The 25281-nt window shown below is 71.9% G+C and carries 23 protein-coding genes; 17 read left to right on the top strand and 6 right to left on the bottom strand.

The annotated features are described in order from the left end of the window. Window positions 1-61 precede the first annotated feature (61 nt). Entirely contained in the window at window positions 62-1042 is a 981-nt protein-coding gene (gene speB / locus IO20_RS0116610) for an agmatinase (protein WP_030213311.1), read from the bottom strand. Window positions 1043-1176: 134 nt separating this feature from the next. On the opposite strand from speB, the gene IO20_RS0116605 reads away from it, so the two are divergent. Next, window positions 1177-2610, top strand: a complete 1434-nt coding sequence (locus IO20_RS0116605) for a PucR family transcriptional regulator (RefSeq protein WP_030552920.1) — start codon at window positions 1177-1179, stop codon at window positions 2608-2610. A gap of 45 nt (window positions 2611-2655) precedes the next feature. Here the strand turns inward: IO20_RS0116605 and IO20_RS0116600 are convergent, their stop codons facing one another. Next, complete coding sequence (locus tag IO20_RS0116600) at window positions 2656-3261, bottom strand: hypothetical protein (protein ID WP_030552918.1); 606 nt, start codon at window positions 3259-3261, stop codon at window positions 2656-2658. Between the two features lie 164 nt (window positions 3262-3425). On the opposite strand from IO20_RS0116600, the gene IO20_RS0116595 reads away from it, so the two are divergent. The 4 genes from IO20_RS0116595 (at window position 3426) to IO20_RS0116580 (ending at window position 7827) form a co-directional block, all read left to right on the top strand. Then, window positions 3426-4613, top strand: a complete 1188-nt coding sequence (locus IO20_RS0116595; RefSeq protein WP_030552916.1) for a helix-turn-helix domain-containing protein — start codon at window positions 3426-3428, stop codon at window positions 4611-4613. 124 nt (window positions 4614-4737) lie between these two features. Continuing rightward, entirely contained in the window at window positions 4738-5895 is a 1158-nt protein-coding gene (locus IO20_RS0116590) for an acyl-CoA dehydrogenase family protein (protein WP_030552914.1), read from the top strand. A gap of 6 nt (window positions 5896-5901) precedes the next feature. Continuing rightward, window positions 5902-6771 carry an acyl-CoA thioesterase II gene (gene tesB, locus IO20_RS0116585; RefSeq protein WP_030552912.1) on the top strand — a complete coding sequence of 290 codons (870 nt, stop codon included), beginning with the start codon at window positions 5902-5904 and terminating at the stop codon, window positions 6769-6771. Between the two features lie 24 nt (window positions 6772-6795). After that, window positions 6796-7827: a cation diffusion facilitator family transporter gene (locus tag IO20_RS0116580; protein ID WP_051874609.1), complete on the top strand. Its 1032-nt coding sequence runs from the start codon at window positions 6796-6798 to the stop codon at window positions 7825-7827. Window positions 7828-7831: 4 nt separating this feature from the next. Here the strand turns inward: IO20_RS0116580 and IO20_RS0116575 are convergent, their stop codons facing one another. Together IO20_RS0116575 and IO20_RS0116570 are read right to left on the bottom strand one after the other, a co-directional pair. Beyond that, complete coding sequence (locus IO20_RS0116575; protein ID WP_030552908.1) at window positions 7832-8608, bottom strand: phosphatase; 777 nt, start codon at window positions 8606-8608, stop codon at window positions 7832-7834. A gap of 111 nt (window positions 8609-8719) precedes the next feature. After that, window positions 8720-9316 carry an SACE_7040 family transcriptional regulator gene (locus IO20_RS0116570; protein WP_030213334.1) on the bottom strand — a complete coding sequence of 199 codons (597 nt, stop codon included), beginning with the start codon at window positions 9314-9316 and terminating at the stop codon, window positions 8720-8722. Between the two features lie 86 nt (window positions 9317-9402). On the opposite strand from IO20_RS0116570, the gene IO20_RS0116565 reads away from it, so the two are divergent. The 9 genes from IO20_RS0116565 to IO20_RS0116525 all read left to right on the top strand — a co-directional run bounded on the left by IO20_RS0116565 (window position 9403) and on the right by IO20_RS0116525 (window position 21246). Then, a complete protein-coding gene (locus IO20_RS0116565) occupies window positions 9403-11010 on the top strand; it encodes a carboxyl transferase domain-containing protein (protein WP_030552906.1) in 1608 nt (535 codons plus the stop codon). A gap of 38 nt (window positions 11011-11048) precedes the next feature. After that, window positions 11049-12974: an acetyl/propionyl/methylcrotonyl-CoA carboxylase subunit alpha gene (locus IO20_RS0116560; RefSeq protein ID WP_211270384.1), complete on the top strand. Its 1926-nt coding sequence runs from the start codon at window positions 11049-11051 to the stop codon at window positions 12972-12974. Continuing rightward, window positions 12971-13900 (top strand): hydroxymethylglutaryl-CoA lyase, encoded by a 930-nt coding sequence (locus tag IO20_RS0116555; RefSeq protein ID WP_030552902.1) that lies wholly within the window; start codon window positions 12971-12973, stop codon window positions 13898-13900. The genes IO20_RS0116560 and IO20_RS0116555 overlap by 4 nt, the downstream gene beginning before the upstream one ends. Window positions 13901-13908: 8 nt before the next feature. Then, complete coding sequence (locus tag IO20_RS0116550; RefSeq protein WP_030552899.1) at window positions 13909-15069, top strand: acyl-CoA dehydrogenase family protein; 1161 nt, start codon at window positions 13909-13911, stop codon at window positions 15067-15069. A gap of 179 nt (window positions 15070-15248) precedes the next feature. Next, complete coding sequence (locus IO20_RS0116545) at window positions 15249-16100, top strand: siderophore-interacting protein (RefSeq protein ID WP_030552898.1); 852 nt, start codon at window positions 15249-15251, stop codon at window positions 16098-16100. 134 nt (window positions 16101-16234) lie between these two features. Next, window positions 16235-17674, top strand: coding sequence for a pyridoxal phosphate-dependent decarboxylase family protein (locus tag IO20_RS0116540; RefSeq protein WP_030552896.1), 1440 nt, complete (start codon window positions 16235-16237; stop codon window positions 17672-17674). Beyond that, a complete protein-coding gene (locus IO20_RS0116535; RefSeq protein WP_030552894.1) occupies window positions 17661-18944 on the top strand; it encodes a lysine N(6)-hydroxylase/L-ornithine N(5)-oxygenase family protein in 1284 nt (427 codons plus the stop codon). The genes IO20_RS0116540 and IO20_RS0116535 overlap by 14 nt, the downstream gene beginning before the upstream one ends. After that, a complete protein-coding gene (locus tag IO20_RS0116530; protein WP_030552892.1) occupies window positions 18941-19471 on the top strand; it encodes a GNAT family N-acetyltransferase in 531 nt (176 codons plus the stop codon). Before IO20_RS0116535 ends, IO20_RS0116530 begins: the two co-directional genes overlap by 4 nt. Next, window positions 19468-21246 (top strand): IucA/IucC family protein, encoded by a 1779-nt coding sequence (locus tag IO20_RS0116525; RefSeq protein ID WP_030552890.1) that lies wholly within the window; start codon window positions 19468-19470, stop codon window positions 21244-21246. The genes IO20_RS0116530 and IO20_RS0116525 overlap by 4 nt, the downstream gene beginning before the upstream one ends. A gap of 114 nt (window positions 21247-21360) precedes the next feature. On the opposite strand, the gene IO20_RS0116520 is transcribed toward IO20_RS0116525, so the two are convergent. Then, window positions 21361-21708 carry a hypothetical protein gene (locus tag IO20_RS0116520; protein ID WP_245684967.1) on the bottom strand — a complete coding sequence of 116 codons (348 nt, stop codon included), beginning with the start codon at window positions 21706-21708 and terminating at the stop codon, window positions 21361-21363. 187 nt (window positions 21709-21895) lie between these two features. On the opposite strand from IO20_RS0116520, the gene IO20_RS0116515 reads away from it, so the two are divergent. Continuing rightward, a complete protein-coding gene (locus tag IO20_RS0116515; protein WP_030552886.1) occupies window positions 21896-22420 on the top strand; it encodes a hypothetical protein in 525 nt (174 codons plus the stop codon). Further along, window positions 22393-23073 (top strand): peptidase inhibitor family I36 protein, encoded by a 681-nt coding sequence (locus IO20_RS40730; RefSeq protein ID WP_106978634.1) that lies wholly within the window; start codon window positions 22393-22395, stop codon window positions 23071-23073. Before IO20_RS0116515 ends, IO20_RS40730 begins: the two co-directional genes overlap by 28 nt. Window positions 23074-23170: 97 nt before the next feature. On the opposite strand, the gene IO20_RS0116505 is transcribed toward IO20_RS40730, so the two are convergent. After that, window positions 23171-24784 (bottom strand): beta-N-acetylhexosaminidase, encoded by a 1614-nt coding sequence (locus IO20_RS0116505; RefSeq protein ID WP_030552882.1) that lies wholly within the window; start codon window positions 24782-24784, stop codon window positions 23171-23173. Between the two features lie 193 nt (window positions 24785-24977). Between IO20_RS0116505 and IO20_RS0116500 the strand changes: the two genes are divergently transcribed. After that, window positions 24978-25253, top strand: a complete 276-nt coding sequence (locus IO20_RS0116500; RefSeq protein ID WP_030213393.1) for a hypothetical protein — start codon at window positions 24978-24980, stop codon at window positions 25251-25253. Window positions 25254-25281: the final 28 nt, after the last annotated feature.

Here is a 25281-nt window from a genome sequence, read left to right as displayed (position 1 = left end):
CACCCGGGCCGGGGCCGCGCGACGAGTGTCGCGCAGCCCGCCCCCGGGCCACCCGGCGGTACTACTGCGCGGCCGCGCGGCTCTCCGCGATCTGACGCGACATGATCGTCGTCAGCTCGTACGCCGTGTGCGAGGCGGCGACCGCCGTGATCTCGGCGTGGTCGTACGCCGGGGCGACCTCGACGACGTCGGCGGAGACCAGGTTGCAGGAGGAGAGGCCGCGGAGGATCTCCAGGAGCTCGCGGGAGGTCATGCCGCCCGCCTCGGGGGTGCCGGTGCCGGGGGCGTGGGCCGGGTCGAGGCAGTCGATGTCGATGGAGATGTACAGCGGGCGGTTGCCGATGCGCTGGCGCAGCTGGTCGGCGACCTCGTCGGCGCCGCGGCGGTAGATGTCCGCCGAGGTGACGATGCCGAAGCCCATCTTCTCGTCGTCGGTGAGGTCCTGCTTGCCGTAGAGCGGGCCGCGGGTGCCGACGTGGGAGAGCGCCTCGGTGTCGAGGATGCCTTCCTCGACGGCCCGGCGGAACGGGGTGCCGTGGGTGTACTCGGCGCCGAAGTAGGTGTCCCAGGTGTCGAGGTGCGCGTCGAAGTGGAGCAGGGCGACGGGGCCGTGCTTCTTGGCGACGGAGCGCAGCAGCGGCAGCGCGATGGTGTGGTCGCCGCCGAGGGTCATCATGCGGGCGCCGGTGCCGAGCAGCTCGTCGGCGGCTGCCTCGACGGTCTCGACGGCCTCGTTGATGTTGAACGGGTTGGCGGCGATGTCGCCGGCGTCCGCGACCTGCGCGAGGGCGAACGGGGAGGCGTCCTGCGCCGGGTTGTAGGGGCGGAGCAGGCGGGAGGCCTCGCGGATGGCGTTGCCGCCGAAGCGGGCGCCGGGGCGGTAGGAGACGCCGCTGTCGAAGGGGACGCCGACCACGGCGATGTCCGCGGTGCCGACCTCGTCGAGCCGCGGCAGCCGGGCGAACGTCGCGGGACCGGCGTACCGCGGGATGCGGGACGAGTCGATCGGGCCGCGCGGGGTGTTCTGGTCGCTGCTGCTCATGGTCGGGTCCTCCTGGGGGGGTGTCTCCGGCTGGGTTCTCCGGCACGCCGGACATCACGACGGTAGGCGGCGGGAAAGCGGTGCAGAAGTGTGCGTTCTCTCCACTGTACGAGCGCGTGGTGTACGAAGAGTCCATGACGACGCGTTCGGCGCACCCCGCCTCCACTCCCCCGGCGCCACCCGTCCCGCTGACCGCGCTGCTCGCGCGCCGGGATCTGGGCCTCCGGCTGCTCGCGGGGCCCGAGGACGTCCCGCTGCACTGGGTGCACACCTCGGAGATGGCCGATCCCTACCCGTATCTCCTCGGCGGCGAGCTGCTCATGACGGCGGGCGTGCAGCTCACCGATCCGGCGCGCTACGTCGAGCGGGTGGTGGAGGCGGGGGCGGCGGCGCTGGCCTTCGGGGTGACACCGGTGTACGACACGGTCCCGGCCGAGCTCGTCGAGGCCTGCGCCGGTCAGGGCCTGCCGCTGGTCGAGGTGCCGCCGCGGACACCGTTCACCGCGGTCGCGCGGGCGCTGTGGCAGCTGATGGCGGAGGCCCGGCTGCGCGAGCTGCGCCGGGTGACGGAGGCGCAGCAGTCCCTGGCGACGGCCGCGGCCCGGCCGGCGCCGGTCCCGGCGGTCCTCGGCGCGCTGGCCTCGCGCCTGGCGGGACGGGCGGTGCTCTTCGGCCCGGACGGCACGGAGTCGGCGGTGGCCGGCCCGGAGATCCCGGCCGAGGCGGCGGGGACGCTCGCCGAGCTGGCGGCGCTGGTCTCCGGCGGGCCGGGCGGACCGGCCTCGGCGAGCGGGGAGGAGGGCGGGCTGCGGCTCGCCGCCTACGCGCTGGGCGGCGGGGACAGCCTGACGCTCGGGGTCGCGACGGAGCGGCGGGACCCCGGCGACCACACCATCGCGGGCGTCGCGGTCGTCCTGCTGTCCCTGCTGACGGCCCCGCACCGGGGCGCGGACGTGACCGTACGGGACGGGGCCCTGGTCCGCCTGCTCCTCGGCGCGCCCCCCGCGGAGGTGGCGGGCGCGCTCGGTCCCGGCCCGTGGACGGTGGTCCACGCCTCGGGCGGCGACGGCACGCCGTTCGCGACGGCCTCGCTCGCGGCGGCGCTCGGCACACCGCTGATGGACCAGGCCGGGGGAACCGTACGGCTCCTGCTGCCCGCCTCCACCGGCGTCACCGCGCAGGAGGGCTGGACGCTCGGCGCGAGCGCCCCCGTGGCGGCGGCGGAGCTGACGGCCGCCGACGCGCAGGCGGCGCGGGCGCTGCGCCGGGCGGAGGCCTCCCGCACGTCCCTGGTCCGGCACCGGGCGGGCGGCTTCGCCGGTCTCGTGGACCCCGGCGAAGCCGCCGCGTACGCCCGGACGCTGCTCGCACCGCTCACCGAACCCCTCGCCGAGACCCTCCGCGTCTGGCTCTCCCTGCACGGCGGCTGGGACCGGACGGCGGTGGCGACGGGCCTGCACCGCAACACCGTCCGCCAGCGGATCGCCCGCTGCGCGGCGCTCCTGGACCGGGACCTGGACGATCCCGACGTACGGATGGAGCTGTGGTTCGCCCTCCGCGCTTCGTGACCCGATCCGGTTCCACGGCTCTCGGCTGCGCGAGGTCGCCCCGGGTCAGTAGAGCTTGTTGACGGCGGTCTTCGTCGTCGTGCGGAAGGCGGTCAGCGGGGCGTCCTCGAAGTCGCCCATCTGGCCCCAGCGGACGAGGGTGACGGTGCGGCCGTCGCGGCCCACGGAGAAGAGGTGGATGTCGGTGCTGCCGATCTGCGGGTCGGCGGTGTCCAGGCTGTAGACCCAGGCCCCCTCCTCGACGGCGAGCTTGCCGTGGGAGGCGCTGACGGCGTGCAGGCCCGGGTTCTGCCGCTCAAGGAGGGGCCCGCAGCCGGCGAGGGACTTGCGGAGGGTGTCGACCAGCTTCACGGCGTCGGCCTCGGTGCGGGCGACGGTGGTGATCTGGACGCCGTTGGTGTCGAGCTCGGTGGTGAACTCGCGGTAGCGGGTGTTCTGCGCCGGGATCTTGTACGGGGCGCAGAGGGCGCCGCCGTTCTCCGGGACGCCGGTGAAGACCTGGGTGGCGGTCCACGGCGTCGACGACGGCGGCATCTGGGAGGCGGCGAGGAAGGCGGGCTGGGCGGCGGCCTGCGCCGGGGCCGTGGCGAGGGCCGCGAGGCCCAGGGCGGCAGCGGCGGCGGTGGCGAGTGCGGTACGGAGCTTGTTCATGGTGGTGGATCCCCCGTCGGGTCGTTCGGTCAGTGCTTCCACCAGCGTCGGGCCCCCGCCCGCCCCGGGCAACGGTGACGCGCCCACCGTCCGTCCCGGAACCATTCCACCCCCGCTGACGTGCAAGGACGTGAAGGGTGGGACGCAGGGTCGAGGGGGATGGAATGCCGAAGGACGCCGCCGTCGAGGAGTTCGCGCGGCTCGTGCGCGCGCTGAAGGCGCGGGACGGGCGCAGTTACGAGGCGCTGGGCCGGCGCCTGAGCGTCAGCGCGTCCACCCTCCACCGCTACTGCTCGGGCGCGACCGTCCCGGAGGAGTTCGCCGTGGTCGACCGCCTCGCCCTGCTGTGCGGGGCGGACGAGGAGGAGCGGCGGGCCCTGGAGGTGGCCTGGAGCCGCGCGGACCGCACCCGTCGCCGTCCGGCGCCGGAGCCCGTCGCGGTGCCGGTGCCGGAGCCCGACGCGGAGCCCGAGCCCGAGCGCGGCCGGGAACAGGATCCGGCGCCGGCGCCTGAGCCCGAGCCCGAGCCGGTCCCGGAGCCCCCGTCCGAGCCCGAGCTGGAACCCGTGCACGCGCGCGTGCCGGGTCTCCCGTCCGGGCGGCGGAGGCGCCGGTGGGCGTGGGTGGGCGTGGTCTGCGGGGCGTTGGCGGCCGTGGCGACGGTGACGCTCGGAGCCGTACTCCTGCCGGGGAAGACCCGGGAGCGGGCCGCAGAACCACCGGCGCCGCTGACGTGGACGGTCGCCTCGCACCTCTGGAAGAACGGGTGCGGGCACACCTACCTCGTGGAGCGGACGCCCCCTCCCCCGCCGGAGTCGGCCGACGCGCTGAGCTGGGCGGCGGCGCAGGGGGCCGTGGACGGCGGGGAGACGCTGGTGCGGGTGTCGGTGCAGGGGAAGGGCGCGGCGGCGGTGGTGCTCCAGGCGCTGCACGTGCGGGTGGTGGAGCGGGGCGCGGCGCTGCCGTGGGCGGCGTACCGGGTGGGCGGCGGGTGCGGCGGGGCGGTGACGCCGCGCCGTTTCGAGGTGGACCTGGACCGGCCGCGGCCGGTGGCGCGGGCGCTGGACGGGTACGACGCCTCCGGGCAGGAGGGCCGGACGCTCCCGGCGGTCTCCTTCCCGTACACGGTCAGCGCCGCCGAGCCGGAGGAGCTGCTGGTCTCGGCGGGGGCGGCGAGGTGCGACTGCCGCTGGTACCTGGAGCTGGAGTGGAGCTCGGAGGGGCGCCGGGGCACGGTCCGGATCACCGACGGCGGTGTCCCGTTCCGCACCGCTCCCGTCACGGGCAGACCCTCGTTCGAGTACGACACCGCGAACCGCCGCTGGAGCCGCCAGGAGGCGTCCGCGTCCTGAAGGACGTGACGTGGGCAACCTTGGGCGCGCAGATCTGGACAGCGACGCGAACTGACGGGTAACTTGACTGAGCAAGCGCTTAGGCATAGTGGGCCAGGCGCCCAGGACTCCGAGGAGGCGGCTCGTGCGCCGTACCGTATTCAACGAGGACCACGAGGCGTTCCGGGAGACCATCCGCGCCTTCATCGAGGCCGAGGTCGTTCCCGTCTACGACGAGTGGTTCGCCGCGGGGCAGGCGCCGCGCGAGTTCTACGACAAGCTCGGCGAGCTGGGCATCTTCGGCATCAACGTCCCCGAGGAGTTCGGCGGCGCGGGCCTGGACACCCACAAGTTCGAGGCCGTCCTCTACGAGGAGACCTCGCGCGCGGGCGTCCAGTTCGGCGGTTCCGGCGTGCACGTGCTGCTCGCCCTGCCGTACATCAAGATGCTCGCCACCGGCGACCAGAAGAAGCGCTTCCTGCCGAAGTTCGTCACCGGCGAGGAGATGTGGGCCCTCGCGATGACCGAGCCGGGCACCGGCTCCGACGTCGCGGGCATGAAGACCACCGCCAAGCTCTCCGAGGACGGCACCCACTACGTCCTCAACGGCTCGAAGACCTTCATCACCGGTGGCGTCCACGCCGACCGCGTGATCGTCTGCGCCCGCACCTCCGCCCCGTCCGAGGACGACCGCCGCTTCGGCATCTCCCTCTTCGCGGTGGACACCAAGTCCGAGGGCTACTCGATCGGCCGCAAGCTGGACAAGCTGGGCCTGCGCACCTCCGACACGGCCGAGCTGGCCTTCGTCGACGTCAAGGTGCCCGTCGAGGACCTGCTGGGCGAGGAGGGCAAGGGCTTCTACTACCTCGGCCACAACCTGGCCTCCGAGCGCTGGGGCATCGCCTTCGGCGCGTACGCGCAGGCCAAGGCCGCCGTCCGGTTCGCGCAGCAGTACGTCACGGACCGCACGGTCTTCGGCAAGCCGGTCGCCTCGTTCCAGAACACCAAGTTCGAGCTGGCCGCCTGCCAGGCCGAGGTCGACGCGGCCGAGGCCGTCGCCGACCGCGCCCTGGAGGCCCTCGACGCGGGCGAGCTGTCCCCGGCCGAGGCCGCCAGCGCCAAGCTCTTCTGCACCGAGGTCGCGCACCGCGTGATCGACCGCTGCCTCCAGCTGCACGGCGGCTACGGCTACATGAACGAGTACCCGATCGCCCGCCTGTACGCCGACAACCGCGTCAACCGCATCTACGGCGGCACCAGCGAGATCATGAAGTCGATCATCGCCAAGTCGATGGGCCTGTAGGTACAGGTGCCCGACGCGCACAGCGCCCTGGATGACCTGCTCGATCTGCTCGACCTGGAGCAGATCGAGCGGGACATCTTCCGGGGCGAGTCCCGCTCCGCGCTCGTCCCCCGCGTCTTCGGCGGCCAGGTGGCCGCCCAGGCGCTCGTGGCGGCGGGCAGGACCGTGCCCGACGACCGCCTCGCGCACTCGCTCCACGCGTACTTCCTGCGCGCCGGAGACCCGGGCGCGCCGATCGTGTACACGGTCGACCGCATCCGCGACGGCCGGTCCTTCACCACCCGCCGGGTCGTCGCCGTCCAGCACGGGCAGCCGATCTTCCACCTCTCCGCCTCCTTCCAGGCGTACGAGGAGGGGCTCGACCACCAGACGGACATGCCGGCCGCGCCCGACCCGGAGACGCTGCCGACGGCCGCCGAGATGCTTCCCCGGCACCTGCCGGAGGAGATCGCGACCCGGCTCGTCGAGGCGCGCGCGGCGGTGGACCTGCGGTACGCCGAGACCCCGCCCTGGGGTTCCGTCGGCGAGCCGCGCGAGCCGCGCTCGCAGGTGTGGTTCCGCACCAACGGCAAGCTCACCGACGACCCGCTGCTGCACGTCGTCCTCGCCACGTACGTCTCCGACATGACCCTGCTCGACTCCGTCCTCCTCGCCCACGGGCGCGGCGGCTGGGCCCTCGGCGACGTGGTCGGGGCGTCCCTGGACCACGCGATGTGGTTCCACCGCCCCTTCCGGGCCGACGAGTGGCTCCTGTACGACCAGGAGTCGCCGACCGCGTCCGGCGGGCGCGGCCTCGGTCAGGCCCGGATCTTCACCCGGGACGGGAAGCTCGCGATCTCCGTCATCCAGGAGGGTGTCGTTCGCGTCCCGCGCTGACGTACGGACATACCGTCCGATGTCATGACAAACGATTCGGGGACGGGTTCGGGGACGGATTCGGGGACGGATTCGGGGACGGATTCCGGGAACGGGGAGAGCACCTTCACCGTGATCGTGGCGGCGGTGGCGAACCTCGGGATCGCCGCCGCCAAGGCCGTCGCGGGGGTCGTCAGCGGATCGAGCGCGATGCTGTCCGAGGCGGCCCACTCGCTCGCCGACACCGTCACCGAGGTCATGCTCCTCACCGCGCTCAAGCGGAGCGAGAAGCCGGCCGACGAGGACCATCCGGTCGGACACGCCGGCGAGCGGTACGTGTGGGCGATGCTCGCGGCCGTCGCCACCTTCGTCGGCGGCGCGGTCTTCTCCGTCTACGACGGCATCCACACCCTCACCCACGGCGAGGAACTCGGCGACCCGCTGATCTCGTACATCGTCCTCGGCGTCGCCTTCGTCCTGGAGGGCTTCTCGCTGCGGACCGGGATCCGTCAGGTCAAGGCCGAGGCGGAGCGGATGAAGGCGCCCTTCGCGAGGTACCTGCGGCTCACCCCCGACACCACCGTCAAGGCGGTCGTCATGGAGGACTCCGCCGCCCTCGCGGGCCTCATGCTCGCCACGGGCGGCCTGCTCGGCGGCCAGATCACCGGCTCCGGCGTCTGGGACGGCGTCGCCTCGATCCTCATCGGCGTCCTGCTCGTGTACGTGGCCTGGGTGCTCGGCCGTTCCAACGCCGAACTCCTCATCGGCCGCCCGCTGCCCCGGCAGATGCGGGACGAGGTCCGCGAGGAGCTGCTCTCCGTCCCGCACGTCGTGGACGTCCTCGACCTGACCACCCTGATCCAGGGACCGGGGGAGGTCCTGATCGCGGCGAAGGTCGACTTCCGGGACGTGGCGTCGGCGGCGCAGGTGGAATGGGCCTGCGAGGACGCGGAGTCCCAGCTCCGCGAACGCTTCCCGGCGATCCGCCGGGTCTACCTGGACCCGACCCCGGGCGTGAACCCGACTCCGGGCGTGAACCCGACCCCGGGGGTGGCACAGCCCCGTACCGACGGGTGAACGCTCAGATGCCCAGGCCCGCCGCGTTCAGCGTGTACGCCGTCATCGGCTCGTAGAAGCGGGGGTCGAGGACGTGGTCGTCGAGCGGGATCGTGACCTGCATCGTGCCCTCCGCCTCGCCGAGGAACAGCGCCGGGTCGTTGCAGTCCGCGTAGCCGACCGAGTCGATCCCCCGCTGGCCCGCCCGGCCCGCCCAGCCGTGGTCCGCGATCACCAGGTCGGGGCGGCCGTCCTCGCCGAGCGCGTCCAGGATCGCGTTCATGGGCTCCGGGGAGTGGGTGTGCCAGAGGCTCGCGCCGCGTTCGAAGACGGCGACGTCCGCGAACTGCACGACGTACCCCTCGTCGGCGACGAGCCCGCCCGGGATGCGGACGATGTCGCAGCCCTGGGCGCGCAGCGCGGCGGCGACCCGGCTGTGCACGTCGATCAGCGCGCCGGGGTGGCCGGTCGCGAAGAGGACCCGCTCCTTGCCGGCGGCGGCCTTGCGCAGCCGGGCGGCCAGCCGGTCGAGGCCGTCGACGGTCAGCTCGGGGTCGATGGTGTCCTGGCCGGTCCGGTGGGCCGGGTCGTCGATGACCCCGCAGCGCTCGGCCATGACGGCGAGCACGTCCTGCTCGTCGACCCAGCGGTCACCGAGCTCCAGGCCGAGCCAGTAGTGCCGGTCGCCGTTGGCGAGCTTGCGGTAGTGGGAGAGGTTGTTGTCGCGCGGGGTGGCGACGTCTCCCGCGATCCTGGTGCGGACGAGGTGCTCGACGAGGGCGTCACGGCTGAGTATCGGCATGGACCACATTCTGTCCGAGCGGCGGAGGCGATGGGCACACGTTTCGCCCCGTGGACCCCCGCCCCGCCCGGGAAGCGGCCCCCGCGAACCCCCGCTCCGCCCCGGGAACGGCTACCCCGCCAGCGCCCCGAACGCCCCGTGGGCCAGCCTGCGCAGCAGGTCCTCCATGGAGCGGCGGCCGACCGCCGCCAGGTGCGGGGTGGAGTTCAGCAGGCCGAAGACGGCGTGGACCGCCGTCCGCACCTCGCTCTCGGCCGCGTCCGGGTACAGCTCGCGGACCACCGTCACCCACAGCTCCACGTACTGCCGCTGGAGCTGCCGCACCCGCTTGCGGTCCTCGTCCTTGAGCCGGTCGAGCTCGCGGTCGTGGAGGGTGATCAGCGGCCGGTCGTCGAGGGCGAAGTCGATGTGCCCGTCGATGAGGGCGCCGAGGAGGGCCTCGGGGTCGCCGGTGGTCTCGCCGACCCGCAGCCGCCCGCCGTCGAGGAGCCGTTCGCTGATGCCGACGAGGAGTTCGGCGAGCATCGCGTCCTTGCCGGGGAAGTGCCGGTAGAGGCCGGGGCCGCTGATGCCGACGGCGGCTCCTATCTCGTCGACGCCCACGCCGTGGAAGCCGCGCTCGGCGAAGAGGCGCGCGGCCTGCTTGAGGATCTGCTCGCGCCGCGTCGGGGCATCGGTCCTGCCACTGGCGAACGGGGTCGTGGTCATAAGTCGATTCTAGACAACCCGGTTAGCGGTCGTTAACCTGAACGACATACGTTAACGCTCATTAACCGAGCAAGGGAGCTCGAGGGATGCAGCAGGCACCTGTGCTGACGAGTGCGGCGGATCCCGCCTCGCCGGCCTGGCGGGCGAACGAGGCGGCGCATCACGAGCTGGCCGCGACGCTGCGCGCCAAGCTCGCGGCGGCCGCCCTGGGCGGGGGTGAGAAGTCCCGGGCCCGGCACACCGCGCGCGGCAAGCTGCTGCCCCGGGACCGGGTGGACACCCTCCTCGACCCGGGATCCCCGTTCCTGGAGCTCGCCCCGCTCGCGGCGAACGGCATGTACGGCGACCAGGCCCCGGCGGCCGGCGTCATCGCCGGCATCGGCCGGGTCAGCGGGCGCGAGTGCGTGATCGTCGCCAACGACGCGACCGTCAAGGGCGGCACGTACTACCCGATGACGGTGAAGAAGCACCTCCGCGCCCAGGAGGTGGCGCTGGAGAATCGTCTCCCCTGCCTCTACCTGGTCGACTCGGGCGGTGCCTTCCTGCCGATGCAGGACGAGGTCTTCCCCGACCGGGAGCACTTCGGCCGGATCTTCTACAACCAGGCCCGGATGTCCGGCGCGGGCATTCCGCAGATCGCCGCCGTCCTCGGCTCGTGCACGGCCGGCGGCGCGTACGTCCCGGCGATGAGCGACGAGGCCGTGATCGTGCGGAACCAGGGAACGATCTTCCTCGGCGGACCGCCCCTGGTGAAGGCCGCCACCGGCGAGGTCGTCACGGCGGAGGAGCTGGGCGGCGGCGAGGTCCACTCCCGGATCTCCGGCGTCACCGACCACCTGGCCGAGGACGACGCCCACGCGCTGCGGATCGTGCGGAACATCGTCGCCACGCTCCCGGAGCGCGGCCCGCTGCCGTGGTCGGTGGAGCCCGTCGAGGAGCCGAAGGTCGACCCCTACGGTCTCTACGGCGCGGTGCCGGTGGACTCCCGCACCCCGTACGACGTGCGCGAGGTCATCGCCCGGGTCGTGGACGGCTCGCGCTTCCAGGAGTTCAAGTCCGAGTACGGGCAGACCCTGGTCACCGGCTTCGCCAGGATCCACGGGCACCCGGTCGGCATCGTCGCCAACAACGGCATCCTGTTCGCCGAGTCCGCCCAGAAGGGCGCGCACTTCATCGAGCTGTGCGACCAGCGCGGGATCCCGCTCGTCTTCCTGCAGAACATCACCGGCTTCATGGTCGGCAAGGCGTACGAGCACGGCGGCATCGCCAAGCACGGCGCCAAGATGGTCACGGCCGTGGCCACCACCCGGGTGCCGAAGCTGACGGTCGTCGTCGGCGGGTCGTACGGCGCGGGCAACTACTCGATGTGCGGCCGGGCGTACTCCCCCCGCTTCCTGTGGATGTGGCCCAACGCCAAGATCTCGGTCATGGGCGGCGAGCAGGCCGCCTCGGTCCTCGCGACCGTCAAGCGCGACCAGCTCGGCGACGGGTGGAGCGCGGACGAGGAGGAGGCCTTCAAGGCCCCCATCCGCGAGCAGTACGAGACCCAGGGCAGCGCCTACTACGCGACCGCCCGGCTCTGGGACGACGGGGTCATCGACCCGACGGAGACCCGGCAGGTCCTCGGCCTCGCCCTGACCGCCTGTGCCAACGCGCCCCTGGGTGACCCCCAGTTCGGCGTCTTCCGGATGTGAGGGGCTCCCAGGAGATGCGCAGCTTGTTCCAGCACAGCATGTTCGACACCGTGCTCGTCGCCAACCGCGGCGAGATCGCGGTCCGGGTCATCCGCACGCTGCGGGCGCTCGGCGTGCGCTCGGTGGCCGTGTACAGCGACGCGGACGCCGACGCCCGGCACGTACGGGAGGCGGACACGGCGGTACGGATCGGCCCGCCGCCGGCCTCCGAGTCGTATCTGTCCGTCCCGGCGCTGCTCGAAGCAGCGGCCCGCACCGGCGCGCAGGCCGTCCACCCCGGCTACGGCTTCCTCGCCGAGAACACCGCCTTCGCGCAGGCCTGCGCGGACGCCGGTCTGGTCTTCATCGGCCCCCCGGCCTCCGCGATCTCCCTGATGGGCGACAAGATCCGGGCCAAGGAGACCGTCAAGGCGGCGGGCGTCCCGGTCGTCCCCGGCGCGGCCGACCCCGAACTGGAGGCGGCGGCCCGCGAGCTGGGCGCGCCCGTGCTCCTGAAGCCTTCGGCGGGCGGTGGCGGAAAGGGCATGCGCCTCGTCCGCGACCTGGCGACGCTTGACGACGAGATCGCGGCGGCCCGCCGCGAGGCCCGCTCCTCCTTCGGTGACGACACGCTGCTCGTGGAGCGGTGGATCGACCGGCCCCGGCACATCGAGATCCAGGTCCTCGCCGACGCCCACGGGAACGTGGTCCACCTCGGCGAGCGCGAGTGCTCGCTCCAGCGCCGCCACCAGAAGATCATCGAGGAGGCGCCGAGCGTCCTCCTCACCCCGGAGATCCGGGCGGCGATGGGCGCGGCGGCGGTCGAGGCGGCCCGCTCCTGCGGCTATGTGGGCGCGGGCACGGTCGAGTTCATCGTGCCGGGCGTCGACCCCTCGTCGTACTACTTCATGGAGATGAACACCCGGCTCCAGGTCGAGCACCCGGTGACCGAGCTGATCACCGGCGTCGACCTTGTGGAGTGGCAGCTGCGGGTGGCCGCCGGGGAGCCGCTCGACTTCACGCAGGACGACGTCCGGCTCGACGGCTGGGCGATCGAGGCCCGACTGTGCGCGGAGGACCCTTCCCGGGGCTTCCTGCCGTCGGGCGGCACGGTCCTGTCCCTGAACGAGCCTCAGGGGAACGGGGTCCGTACGGATTCGGGCCTGAGCGAGGGCACCGAGGTCTCCTCCCTCTACGACCCGATGCTGTCGAAGGTCATCGTCCACGCGAAGGACCGCCCCACCGCCCTCCGCAAGCTGCGCGCGGCCCTCGCCGAAACGGTCACCCTCGGCGTCCCGACGAACGCGGGCTTCCTGCGCAGGCTCCTGGCCCACCCGGACGTGGTGACGGGCGCCCTGGACACCGGCCTGGTGGAGCGGGACGCGGAGAGCCTGGTCCCCGAGGGCGTACCGGAGGAGGTGTACGCGGCGGCGGCGGCCGTACGGCTCGCGGCGCTGGCCCCGGCGCCCAAGGACGGCTGGACGGACCCGTTCTCGCGGCCGAGCGGCTGGCGCCTGGGCGGCCGTCCGTCTCCGCTGCCCTTCCCCGTACGCGTGTCGGGACGTGAACCCGTCACGGTGGAGGCGCCGGCCGGCGCCCGGGTCACGCAGACCGCGGTGACGGTCACGGTGGACGGGCTCGTCCACCACTTCCACCGCGCCGGCAACTGGCTCGGCCGTGACGGCGACTCCTGGCACGTCCTCGACCACGACCCCGTCGAGGCCGCGCTCAGCGGGGCGAAGCACGGCGGGGCCGACACGCTCGCCGCGCCGATGCCCGGCACCGTCACCGTCGTCAAGGTGGCCGTCGGGGACGAGGTCGAGGCCGGACAGAGCCTGCTGGTCGTCGAGGCGATGAAGATGGAGCACGTCATCTCCGCCCCGCACGCCGGCACCGTCACCGAACTGGACGTCACCCCCGGCACCACCGTCGCCATGGACCGGATCCTGGCCGTGGTGGCGCCCCGCGAGGAGGACACCGCATGAGTCTGCCCATGACCGTGCCCGAACCGGGACTCCCCGCCCGGGTCCGGATCCACGAGGTGGGGGCCCGGGACGGGCTGCAGAACGAGAAGACGCTCGTCCCGACGGCCGTGAAGGCGGAGTTCGTGCGCCGCCTCGCGGCGGCGGGCCTCTCCACCGTCGAGGCGACCAGCTTCGTGCACCCCAAGTGGGTGCCCCAGCTGGCGGACGCGGAGGAGCTGTTCCCGCTCGTCCGCGACCTGCCGGTGCGCCTCCCGGTGCTCGTGCCGAACGAACGGGGCCTGGACCGGGCGCTGGCGCTCGGCGTCCGGGAGATCGCCGTGTTCGCCTCGGCCACCGAGTCCTTCGCGAAGGCCAACCTCAACCGGACCGTCGACGAGGCCCTCGCGCTGTTCGCCCCGACGGTCACCCGGGCCATAGAGGCGGGGCTCAAGGTCCGCGGCTACCTGTCGATGTGCTTCGGCGACCCCTGGGAGGGCGCCGTCCCGATCGAGCAGGTCGTCCGGGTCACCAAGGCGCTCGCCGACATGGGCTGTGACGAGCTGAGCCTCGGGGACACCATCGGGGTCGCCACCCCGGGCCACGTCCAGGCGCTCCTGACCGCGCTGAACGAGGCAGGCGTCCCCACCTCCCGTATCGCCGTGCACTTCCACGACACGTACGGCCAGGCCCTCTCCAACACCCTGACCGCCCTGCGCCACGGGGTGACCACCGTCGACGCCTCCGCGGGCGGCCTCGGCGGCTGCCCGTACGCGAAGAGCGCGACGGGCAATCTCGCCACCGAGGACCTCGTGTGGATGCTCGACGGTCTCGGCATCGAGACCGGGATCGACCTGGCCGCCCTCACCGCCACGAGCGCGTGGATGGCCGACCACCTGGGCAGGCCCAGCCCTTCCCGCACCGTCCGCGCCCTCTCCCACAAGGAGTGACCCCAGCCATGACCCTCGACCACCGGCTCACCGCTGAGCACGAGGAACTCCGCCGTACCGTCGAGGCGTTCGCCCACGACGTGGTGGCGCCGAAGATCGGCGACTACTACGAGCGCCACGAGTTCCCCTACGAGATCGTCCGCGAGATGGGCCGCATGGGCCTGTTCGGACTGCCGTTCCCCGAGGAGTACGGCGGCATGGGCGGCGACTACCTGGCGCTCGGGATCGCCCTGGAGGAACTGGCCCGGGTCGACTCCTCCGTGGCCATCACCCTGGAGGCCGGTGTCTCGCTCGGCGCGATGCCGCTCCACCTCTTCGGCACCGAGGAGCAGAAGCGGGAGTGGCTGCCGCGGCTCTGCGCCGGTGAGCTGCTCGGCGCGTTCGGTCTGACCGAGCCGGGCGCCGGCTCGGACGCGGGCGGCACCCGCACCACCGCCGTGCGCGACGGCGACGAGTGGGTGATCAACGGTTCGAAGTGCTTCATCACCAACTCCGGTACGGACATCACGGGTCTGGTGACGGTCACGGCGGTCACCGGCCGCAAGCCCGACGGGCGTCCGCTGATCTCCTCGATCATCGTGCCGTCCGGCACCCCGGGCTTCACGGTCGCCGCGCCCTACTCGAAGGTCGGCTGGAACGCCTCGGACACCCGTGAGCTGGCCTTCGACGACGTCCGGGTCCCGGCCGCCAACCTCCTCGGCGAGGAGGGCCGCGGCTACGCCCAGTTCCTCCGCATCCTCGACGAGGGCCGGGTCGCCATCGCGGCGCTCGCGACGGGGCTCGCGCAGGGCTGTGTGGACGAGTCGGTGAAGTACGCGAAGGAACGTCACGCCTTCGGCCGTCCGATCGGCGACAACCAGGCCATCCAGTTCAAGATCGCCGACATGGAGATGCGGGCGCACATGGCCCGGATCGGCTGGCGGGACGCGGCCTCGCGCCTCGTGCTCGGCGAGCCGTTCAAGAAGGAGGCGGCCATCGCGAAGCTGTACTCCTCCACGGTGGCGGTGGACAACGCCCGCGAGGCGACCCAGATCCACGGCGGCTACGGCTTCATGAACGAGTACCCGGTGGCCCGGATGTGGCGCGACTCGAAGATCCTGGAGATCGGCGAGGGCACCAGCGAGGTCCAGCGGATGCTGATCGCACGGGAGTTGGGCCTGAAGGCCTAGGTCGTGTCCGGCGGATCAGGCCGGACTCCCCCGCCACGCGGAGCCCGTCGCCCCCCCTCCGGGGCGGCGGGCGTCGTCCTGTGGCCCCCACCCTTACCCTCCGTCATGAGGTTAGGCTAACCTACCTTTGACTCCCCTCGGAGCGACCCCTCGCCCGTACCGCAAAGGTGTCCTGCCCCATGACGCACGCCGAGACCGCCCCCTTCCAGTTCTTCCGCCTCCAGGTCGACAGGACCCGCCGCCTCGGCCCGTCCCTGGTCCGGGTCACCTTCACCGGGGACGACCTGAAGAACTTCGCCGCCGGGGGCCGCGACCAGTCGCTCTCCCTCTTCCTGCCGCACCCCGGCCAGGAGGCGCCCGTCCTGCCGCCGCTCGACAACCCGGACATGTACGCGATCCTGGGCGCCTGGCGGGCGCTGCCCGAGGACGAGCGGGCCGTCATGCGCTCGTACACGGTCCGCGAGCAGCGCACGGAGCCGGTGAACGAGGTCGACATCGACTTCGCCCTGCACGAGGACGGCGGACCCGCCTGCCGCTGGGCCGCCCAGGCCAAGCCCGGCGACCGGGTGGTCGTGCTCGGCCCGGCGGTCGCCGACAACACCGGTGTCCGCTTCCGGCTGCCCGAGGACGCCGACTCCGTGCTGATCTGGGCGGACGAGACGGCCCTTCCCGCCGCTTCGGCGATCCTCGAGTGGCTGCCGGCCGAGACGCGCGCCCAGGTGTTCCTGGAGGTGCCGTACTCGGGCGACCGGGCGGAGCTCGCGACGCGGGCCGACGCGACCGTCACCTGGCTCGTACGGGAGGAGGGGGCGCCGTCCGCCGTGGACGCGGTGCGCGACGCCGAACTGCCCGGCGAGGCCCCGTACGTGTGGATCGCGGGCGAGTCCGGGGCGGTGAAGGCGCTGCGCCGGCACTTCGTGCGGGAGCGCGAACTCGACCGCCGCCGGGTGACGTTCGTCGGCTACTGGCGCAAGGGACTCTCCGAGGACGCGCTGCGCGAGGTGCCGGACGAGACGCAGGAAGACGCGTAGGCGCTCGCCCAACTTCCACTCCCCTTATGTGACCTGAGAGGGGCGAGGGAACGTTGCGATGCGTTATTAGGTTAGGCTAACCTAATAACGCATCGCCGCCCCTCGCCCCTCTTTGCTGCCCGGAGGCCCCCCACATGCGCTCGCACCTGCTCAATGACGCCACGGCGGAGAGCTACCGCCGCTCCGTCACCGAAGGGGTCGAGCGCGTGGCGGCCAAACTCGCCTCTACGCGCGGCCCGTTCACCGGTGTGACGCCCGCCGACCTCGGCCCCGTCATCGACGCCGTCGACCTCGACCGGCCGCTCGGCGACTCCTCCGCCGCCCTGGACGAGCTGGAGAGCGTCTACCTCCGCGACGCCGTCTACTTCCACCACCCGCGTTACCTGGGCCACCTCAACTGCCCGGTCGTCATCCCCGCCGTCCTCGGCGAGGCCGTCCTCTCGGCGGTCAACTCCTCGCTCGACACCTGGGACCAGAGCGCGGGCGGCACCCTCATCGAGCGCAAGCTCGTCGACTGGACCACCGGCCGCATCGGCCTCGGCCCGGCCGCCGACGGCGTGTTCACCAGCGGCGGCACGCAGTCCAACCTCCAGGCCCTGCTCCTCGCCCGCGAGGAGGCCAAGACGGACGACCTGTCCAGGCTCCGGATCTTCTCCTCCGAGTGCAGCCACTTCAGCGTCCAGAAGTCGGCCACCCTCCTCGGCCTGGGCCACGACGCCGTCGTCTCCATCCCGGTCGACCGGAACAAGCGGATGCAGTCCGTCGTCCTCGCCGCCGAGCTGGCCGCCTGCCGCGCCGAGGGCCTCGTCCCGATGGCGATCGTCGCCACCGCCGGCACCACCGACTTCGGCTCCATCGACCCGCTGCCCGAGATCGCCGCCCTGGCCGACGAGTACGGCGCCTGGATGCACGTGGACGCGGCCTACGGCTGCGGCCTGCTCGCCTCCCCGACCCGCCGCCACCTCCTGGAGGGCATCGAGCGGGCCGACTCGGTCACCGTCGACTTCCACAAGTCCTTCTTCCAGCCGGTCAGCTCCTCGGCCGTGCTGGTCCGCGACGGGGCCACCCTGCGCCACGCGACCTACCACGCGGACTACCTGAACCCGCGCCGCACGGTCGCCGAGCAGATACCCAACCAGGTCGACAAGTCGCTCCAGACCACCCGCCGCTTCGACGCGCTCAAGCTGTGGATGACCCTGCGCGTGATGGGCGCCGACGGCGTCGGACAGCTCTTCGACGAGGTCTGCGACCTGGCCGCCGAGGGCTTCGCGCTGCTCGCCGCCGACCCGCGCTACGACGTCGTGGTCGAGCCGCAGCTCTCCACGCTCGTCTACCGCTACATCCCGGAGGCCGTCACCTCCCCCGAGGACATCGACCGCGCCAACCTGCACGCCCGGAAGGCCCTGTTCGCCTCCGGCGAGGCCGTCGTCGCCGGGACCAAGGTCGACGGCCGCCAGTACCTCAAGTTCACCCTGCTCAACCCCGAGACCACCGTGGCGGACATCGCCGCCGTTCTCGATCTGATCGCCGGCCACGCCGAGCAGTACCTGGGAGAGACCCTTGTCCACGCCTGAGACGACCGAGACGTACGACTTCATCGGCATCGGGCTCGGTCCGTTCAACCTCGGACTCGCCTGCCTGACCGAGCCGATCGACGAGCTGAACGGCCTCTTCCTGGAGTCGAAGCCGGACTTCGAGTGGCACTCGGGGATGTTCCTCGAAGGCGCCCACCTCCAGACGCCGTTCATGTCGGACCTGGTCACGATGGCCGACCCGACCTCGCCGTACTCCTTCCTGAACTACCTGAAGGAGAAGGGCCGGCTCTACTCGTTCTACATCCGGGAGAACTTCTACCCGCTGCGGACCGAGTACAACGACTACTGCCGCTGGGCCGCGGGGAAGCTCTCCTCGGTGCGCTTCTCGACGACCGTCGCCACCGTGACCTTCGACGAGGCCACCGAGGTGTACGTGGTGACCACCGAGGCCGGAGAAACGTTCCGCTCGCGGAAGCTCGTCCTCGGCACCGGCACCCCGGCGTACGTCCCCGAGACCTGCCAGGAGCTCGGCGGCGACCTGATCCACAACTCGCGCTACCTCCCGAACAAGGAGGAGCTGCAGAAGAAGAAGTCGATCACCCTGGTCGGCAGCGGCCAGAGCGCCGCCGAGATCTACTACGACCTCCTGAGCGAGATCGACGTCCACGGCTACAAGCTGAACTGGGTGACCCGCTCCCCGCGCTTCTTCCCGCTGGAGTACACCAAGCTCACCCTGGAGATGACCTCCCCGGAGTACGTGGACTACTTCCACGCGCTCCCCGAGCAGACCCGCTACCGCCTGGAGACCCAGCAGAAGGGCCTCTTCAAGGGCATCGACGGCGAGCTGATCGACGCCATCTTCGACCTGCTCTACCAGAAGAACCTGAACGGCCCCGTGCCCACCCGGCTCCTCACCAACTCCGCCCTGAACGAGGCCGCGTACGACGCGGAGACGGGCACGTACACCCTCGGCTTCCGCCAGGAGGAGCAGGAGAAGGACTTCACCCTGGAGACCGAGGGCCTGATCCTCGCCACCGGGTACAAGTACGCCGTCCCCGCCTTCCTTGAGCCGGTCCGCGACCGCCTCAAGTGGGACGGACAGGGCCGCTTCGACGTGGCCCGCAACTACGCGATCGACACGACCGGCCGCGGCGTCTTCCTGCAGAACGCCGGCGTGCACACCCACTCGATCACCTCGCCCGACCTCGGCATGGGGGCGTACCGCAACGCGTACATCATCGGGGCGATGCTGGGATACGACTACTACCCCGTCGAGAAGACCATCGCTTTCCAGGAGTTCGCGGCATGACCGTATCGATACGTCCCTTCGACCCGTCGAAGGACGCCCGGCTGATCCACCCGTGGGTCACCCACCCCAAAGCCGCTTTCTGGATGATGCAGGGCGCCACCCTCCAGGACGTCGAGCGCGAGTACACGGCGATCACCGCACACCCGCACCACGACGCCTTCATCGGCCTCGTCGACGGCGAGCCCGCCTTCCTGATGGAGCGGTACGACCCCTCGCGGCTGGAGCTGGTCGGCCTCTACGAGCCGCAGCCCGGCGACGTCGGCATGCACTTCCTCGTCGCGCCCACCGACACCCCCGTGCACGGCTTCACCCGGACCGTGATCACTGCCGTGATGGCGGAGCTGTTCGCCGACCCGGCGACCGTGCGCGTGGTCGTCGAGCCCGACGTGTCCAACAAGGCCGTCCACGCCCTCAACGAGGCCGTCGGGTTCGTGCCCGAGCGGGAGATCCAGAAGCCGGAGAAGAAGGCCCTGCTGAGCTTCTGCACCCGGGAGCAGTTCGAGGCGGCAGTGGGAGCGACCGTATGACCCTCACCGATCCCGTCGCCCACCTCACCCCCGAGCGCTGGGCCGACGCCAACCGCGCCCTGATCCGCAAGGGACTCGCCGAGTTCGCCCACGAGCGGCTGCTCGACCCGCGCGAGCTGGGCGAGAGCCGCTACAAGGTCCTCGCCGACGACGGCGTGACCGAGTACCGCTTCACCGCGGACCGGTTCGCCCTCGACCACTGGCAGGTCTACCCCGAGTCGATCAGCCGGCACCGCGGCGACGAGCAGCTCCCGCTCGACGCGCTGCAGTTCATCACCGAACTGCGCGGCGCCCTCGGCCTGAGCGACGAGGTCCTGCCGGTGTACCTGGAGGAGATCTCCTCCACCCTTGCCGGCACGGCCTACAAGTCGACCAAGCCGCAGGTGACGTCCGCCGAGCTGGCCCACGCCGGGTTCCAGGCCATCGAGACGGGCATGACCGAGGGCCACCCCTGCTTCGTCGCCAACAACGGACGGCTCGGCTTCGGCGTCGACGAGTTCCGCGCGTACGCCCCCGAGGCCGCGAGCGACATCCACCTGATCTGGCTGGCGGCGCGCCGCGACCGCACCACGTTCACGGCGGGCGCGGACCTCGAGTACGAGACGTTCATCCGCGCGGAGCTGGGCGACGCGACGGTGGACGGCTTCGCGGCGACGCTGACCGCCCGCGGCCTGGACCCGGCCGACTACCTGCTCATGCCCTGCCACCCCTGGCAGTGGTGGAACAAGCTGTCGGTCACCTTCGCCGCCGAGGTCGCGCAGCAGCGTCTCGTCTACCTGGGCGAGGGCGACGACACGTACCTGGCGCAGCAGTCGATCCGTACGTTCTTCAACACCTCGGACCCGTCGAAGCACTACGTGAAGACGGCCCTGTCGGTCCTCAACATGGGCTTCATGCGGGGTCTGTCGGCCGCGTACATGGAGGCGACGCCGGCCATCAACGACTGGCTGCACCAGCTCATCGAGTCGGACTCCGTCTTCGCGGCGGCCCGGTTCTCGATCATCCGGGAGCGGGCGGCCGTCGGCTACCGGCACCTGGAGTACGAGGCCGCGACCGACCGCTACTCGCCGTACCGCAAGATGCTGGCGGCGCTCTGGCGCGAGTCCCCGGTGCCGTCGCTCGCCGAGGGGGAGCGCCTGGCGACGATGGCCTCCCTCCTCCACGTGGACCACGCGGGAGCGTCGTTCGCGGGCGCCCTGATCAAGGAATCGGGTCTGGAGGCGTCCGTCTGGCTGCGCCAGTACCTGGACGCGTACCTCCTCCCGGTCCTGCACAGCTTCTACGCGTACGACCTGGCGTTCATGCCGCACGGCGAGAACGTGATCCTGGTCCTCGACGAGCGCGGCGCCGTGGCGCGGGCGATCTTCAAGGACATCGCGGAGGAGATCGTCGTCATGGACCCGACGGCGGTCCTGCCGCCGGCGGTGGAGCGCGTCCGCGCGGAGATCCCGGAGGACATGAAGCTCCTCTCGGTCTTCACGGACGTCTTCGACTGCTTCTTCCGCTTCATGGGCGCGACCCTGGCGGCGGAGGGCGTCCTCGCGGAGGACGACTTCTGGCGGACGGTGGCGGAGTGCGTCCGCGCCTACGAGGCGTCGAAGCCGGAACTGGCGGACCGGTTCGCCCAGTACGACATGTTCGCGGAGACGTTCGCGCTGTCGGCCCTGAACCGCCTCCAGCTGCGCAACAACAAGCAGATGGTCGACCTGGCGGACCCGTCGGCGGCCCTCCAGCTGGTCGGCGACCTGGCGAACCCGATCGCGCGGTTCGCCTGACGCCGGTACCCCCCTACCGATGCGAGCCCCGCCGGAGTACGGTCCTCCGCCGGGGCTCGCGTCTTTCTTCGGCAGTCGGGAGAGATCTCTTCCGCGGTCGGGAGAGAGGGCCGTTCAGGCGCCCTCGTCGAAGCGGCCCGCCTCCACCTGGAGGGCGAGGGTCTGCAGCACCTCGGCCGAGGAGACGTCGGTCCGCCCCTCGTCGTGGGCCATGGCGAGACTCGTGAAGGCCAGGGTGAACCCGGAGACCATGGTGTACAGCGCGGGACCGAGAGCCGTGGCGAGGAGGTGGGTCACCTCCTGCGGAGTGGCGTCGGCCGGCACCCTGATGTGGGGCAGCATCTCGTTCAGCATCTGCGTGATCACCCGGGGTTCGACCTCCGACGGCGACTCCGGAACCTCCGCGTCCTCGTCCTCCACCGCCCGCCGGATCTCCTGAGCCTCCGTCAGAATGCCGATCACTCGCCTCAGAATCTCAGCTCGCTCCATCCACGGAGCTTAGGGCCTGTCCGGCGGATCAGGGTCGGATAGGCCATGATCCGCCGGACGGGCCCCAGCCCCTGACCTGTGCGGTCCGGCCGGCCACGGCTCGGTCACATCTCGGGGGAATCAGGCCTGGAGACCGGCTCCGGTCCGCAGGATGAGGGACATGAGCCGTCACCTCCTCCGTACCGCCGCCCTCGGCACGCTCCTGCTCGTCGGCCTCCTCGGCGGCTGCGCCGACCCCCGTGACGACCCGCGTGCGACGGGCACCTCCGAGGGCATGCGGTACTGCCCGGGGCCCAACGAGCCTCCGGTCGACCCGCGGACGCCGTGCATCTCCCAGGACCCGGCCCAGAAGTACGCGGAGAACCACGGCTACCGGCGTCAGATGGCGATCTCCGAGGAGCAGCGCGCCGGGGCGCGGGGCAAGGCGGAGGCCCTCGGCAAGGCCCTGCGGGGGCTCGCCGGCACCTCGGCCGGTGAGGCCGAGGTCCGGGCGGCGGCCGCCGCCGCTCTCGGTCTGGAGCCGAACAGGGTCGAGTACCGGAAACGCGGTGAGTACGTCGAACTCGGCGGCGGCGAGGGCAAGGTCTGCGTCAACGGCGGTATCGACGGGCAGGGCCGGGCCACCACCGAGGTCGCCGGCCGCACCATGGACGGCACGTGCCTCCCGGGCCTCGGAGGGCACTGACCCCGCGCCCGGCGGACTACTTCTGTGCCTGGACGCAGGAGAACGCCCAGGGCTCGATGCTCAAGACGAAGACGAACATGGCCACGACGGGTTCGTGGGGCACCCGGTTCGGCTCGTACATCAACCGGACGTCCGTGTACGCCTGCCTGTACGAGCCCCCGGACTACAAGGCGTACAACGGTTACTGGTCGGAGAATCCGTCCTCCAACGGCTCCTGGACCTCCGGCGGGACGACCACGATCGCCTCGTTGAAGTTCGTCCGGACGGAGCGCGAGTGCTCCCAGGCCGCGTACCCCCGGTGGTACGCGGAGACGTCCCCGACGGTGGCCGGTTTCGGTGACATGAACCGCGACCGCAGGGCCGACGCCCTCGTACGGGACCTGGTGGGGCGCCTCTGGTTCCTGCCCGGCGACGGCACGGGCCGGATGGTCGGCTCCGGCGGCTGGAACGCGATGGACAGCTTCCTCGCGGTCGGTGACACCACCGGCGACGGCCGGCCCGACCTCTCCACCGTCACCAACAGCAACTACGTCATCGACGGCGGCAGCGGGCACTGGGGATGGCTGGTCGGCTACCGCGGTCTCGGCACCGGCGGCTTCGCGGCCGGCGAGCGCAACGACGGCGAATGGTGGGGCCTCAACGACGCCTTCTGATCCACCGGCGAGGAAGGGGAACCGTCCTGGCGCCCCCACCCGCGCGGAACGCCCGGCCGGAAGCGAACCGGCCGGGCGTTCCGCGTGCGTGGGCGTACTACCCCGCCGGCCACGGCACCTGCGGCGAGCGGTAGTAGTCGATGCCCAGCGCGTCGAAGCGCGGGGCCTGTTCCGCGAGGCGCACCTTGTACGTCTCCCAGTCGTGGGTCTCCGCCGGGGACCACCCCAGTTCCGCCACGCCCGGCAGGCGGGGGAACATCATCACGTCGAGGTCGTCGGTCGTGGCCAGGGTCTCCGTCCACAGCGGTGCCTCGACGCCCCGGACGGCGCTCTCCGGCACCCCCGGCAGGTACGTGGCCGGGTTCCAGTCGTACGACCGCTGGACCTCGACGTACCCGGCCCAGGCCAGGCCCAGCGGCGTGTCCTTCGTGTACTTCATGTCGAGGTACGTGCGGTCGGCGGGCGAGAGGATCAGGCCGGTGCCGTTCCGCGCGGCCGCGGCGACGCGCTCCTTCTCCGCGGCCGGGGTGCGGTCCAGGCCCCAGTACTGGACGAGCGCGCCGTCGGCGGGCTTCGCGCCGGTCAGCTGGTGCCAGCCGACGACCCTCTTGCCGTACGTGGCGACGACCGGCTGCACCTTGTCCATGAAGGCCACGTAGTCGGCGTGACTGGTGGAGTGCGCCTCGTCGCCGCCGATGTGGAGGTAGCGCCCGGGGGTGAGGGCGGCGATCTCGCGGATCACGTCGTCCACGAAGTCGTACGTGACGGGCTTCGGCACGCACAGGGAGCTGAAGCCGACCTTGGTGCCGGTGTAGAGGGGCGGGGCGACGCCGTCGCAGTTGAGCTCGGCGTAGGAGGCGAGGGCCGCGTTGGTGTGGCCGGGCATGTCGATCTCGGGGATCACCTCCTGGTAGCGGGAGGCGGCGTACCGGACGATCTCCCGGTACTCGTCCTTGGTGTAGAAGCCGCCCGGTCCGCCGCCGACCTCGGTGGAGCCGCCGTAGGTCGTGAGGCGGGGCCAGGAGTCGATGGCGATGCGCCAGCCCTGGTCGTCGGAGAGGTGCAGATGCAGGGTGTTGATCTTGTAGAGCGCGAGCTGGTCGATGTACCGCTTCACCTCGTCGACGGTGAAGAAGTGGCGCGAGACGTCGAGCATGGCGCCCCGGTACGAGTACCGCGGGCTGTCGGTGATCGTGCCGCCGGCGATCTTCCAGGGTCCGGGCTGGACGCTCTTGCGCTCGACGGCGGCGGGCAGTTGCTGGCGCAGGGTCTGGACGCCGCGGAAGAGTCCGGCGGGTTCCCGGGCGGTGAGGGTGAGGCCCTCGGGCGCGGAGCGCAGGCGGTAGCCCTCGTCGCCGAGCGCGGTCTCCTCGGGGCTGAGCCGGAGCCTGATGCCGCCGCGGGCCGCGGCCTGGTCGACGACGGGGAGCGGGAAGCCGGTGGCGGGGCGGAGCAGTCCCGCGAGGTAGCGGCCGAGGGCCTTGGACTCGCGGGAGGCGGCGTCCACGCCGATGCGGGTGGCGTGGGTGAGGGTGTACGGCTCGCCCCCGGGGGCCACGGACGCGGGTACGGGCACGATGCGGCCGAGCGGGCGGACCTCGGGTTCGGCGGCGGAGCTGCTGTGGGCGGGTGTCTGACCGACGGCGACGCCGGCGGTGGCGAACAGGAGGAGGGATCCGATCAGGCGAGGAATCCTTCGGCGCTGTCTCACAGGCAAGCTCCCCTTCGAGCGATCGACACGTCCGTAGTTCTCTATATCCGATCCGTCACCATGCGTACCCTCACGACTCCGCCAAGTCGAGGTCTGGACCAAAGAATCCGTTTCCGCGGGCGATCATGGCCTCCCTGCCCGATTTCGGGCAGGATTCTTGCGAAGTGCGGGCTCGATCCCTCAGTATTCACGGGTGCTCGAACGCCGCCCGTCTCACGACGACCTCGTCGACCATCTGGTCCGCAGCACCGCGCTCCAGCGCGGTGAGGCCGCCCGGGTGGTACTCGACGTACTGGCGTACTTCGACGAGACGACCGAGGAGTTCGTCCGCCGCCGCCACCGCGAGCTGCAGTCCGGCGGGGCCGTGAACGCCGAGATCTTCGAACGGATCGCGGCGGAACTGCCGCACCGGGCCGTGGCACCGCAGGAGCTCTCGCTCCGGCAGCTGCGCCGCATCGTCTACGGCTGAGTCGCGGCCACACGGCCGAGCACGCTCA

The organism is Streptomyces exfoliatus, from assembly GCF_000725545.1.
Taxonomy (GTDB): domain Bacteria; phylum Actinomycetota; class Actinomycetes; order Streptomycetales; family Streptomycetaceae; genus Streptomyces; species Streptomyces exfoliatus.
Note: the sequence above shows the minus strand (reverse complement) of the source record. Positions and strands in the feature narration are given on the sequence as shown.

What these genes read in the sequence shown, in the direction of transcription:
- IO20_RS0116570 (WP_030213334.1), bottom strand. Translation starts at nt 9,316, where the DNA reads ATGACCACGACCCCGTTCGCCAGTGGCAGGACCGATGCCCCGACGCGG.
- IO20_RS0116560 (WP_211270384.1), top strand. Translation starts at nt 11,049, where the DNA reads ATGTTCGACACCGTGCTCGTCGCCAACCGCGGCGAGATCGCGGTCCGG.
- IO20_RS0116575 (WP_030552908.1), bottom strand. Translation starts at nt 8,608, where the DNA reads ATGCCGATACTCAGCCGTGACGCCCTCGTCGAGCACCTCGTCCGCACC.
- IO20_RS0116525 (WP_030552890.1), top strand. Translation starts at nt 19,468, where the DNA reads ATGACCCTCACCGATCCCGTCGCCCACCTCACCCCCGAGCGCTGGGCC.
- speB (WP_030213311.1), bottom strand. Translation starts at nt 1,042, where the DNA reads ATGAGCAGCAGCGACCAGAACACCCCGCGCGGCCCGATCGACTCGTCC.
- IO20_RS0116545 (WP_030552898.1), top strand. Translation starts at nt 15,249, where the DNA reads ATGACGCACGCCGAGACCGCCCCCTTCCAGTTCTTCCGCCTCCAGGTC.
- IO20_RS0116515 (WP_030552886.1), top strand. Translation starts at nt 21,896, where the DNA reads ATGAGCCGTCACCTCCTCCGTACCGCCGCCCTCGGCACGCTCCTGCTC.
- IO20_RS0116600 (WP_030552918.1), bottom strand. Translation starts at nt 3,261, where the DNA reads ATGAACAAGCTCCGTACCGCACTCGCCACCGCCGCCGCTGCCGCCCTG.
- IO20_RS0116565 (WP_030552906.1), top strand. Translation starts at nt 9,403, where the DNA reads ATGCAGCAGGCACCTGTGCTGACGAGTGCGGCGGATCCCGCCTCGCCG.
- IO20_RS0116540 (WP_030552896.1), top strand. Translation starts at nt 16,235, where the DNA reads ATGCGCTCGCACCTGCTCAATGACGCCACGGCGGAGAGCTACCGCCGC.
- IO20_RS0116580 (WP_051874609.1), top strand. Translation starts at nt 6,796, where the DNA reads ATGACAAACGATTCGGGGACGGGTTCGGGGACGGATTCGGGGACGGAT.
- IO20_RS0116605 (WP_030552920.1), top strand. Translation starts at nt 1,177, where the DNA reads ATGACGACGCGTTCGGCGCACCCCGCCTCCACTCCCCCGGCGCCACCC.
- IO20_RS0116550 (WP_030552899.1), top strand. Translation starts at nt 13,909, where the DNA reads ATGACCCTCGACCACCGGCTCACCGCTGAGCACGAGGAACTCCGCCGT.
- IO20_RS0116595 (WP_030552916.1), top strand. Translation starts at nt 3,426, where the DNA reads ATGCCGAAGGACGCCGCCGTCGAGGAGTTCGCGCGGCTCGTGCGCGCG.
- IO20_RS0116555 (WP_030552902.1), top strand. Translation starts at nt 12,971, where the DNA reads ATGAGTCTGCCCATGACCGTGCCCGAACCGGGACTCCCCGCCCGGGTC.
- IO20_RS0116530 (WP_030552892.1), top strand. Translation starts at nt 18,941, where the DNA reads ATGACCGTATCGATACGTCCCTTCGACCCGTCGAAGGACGCCCGGCTG.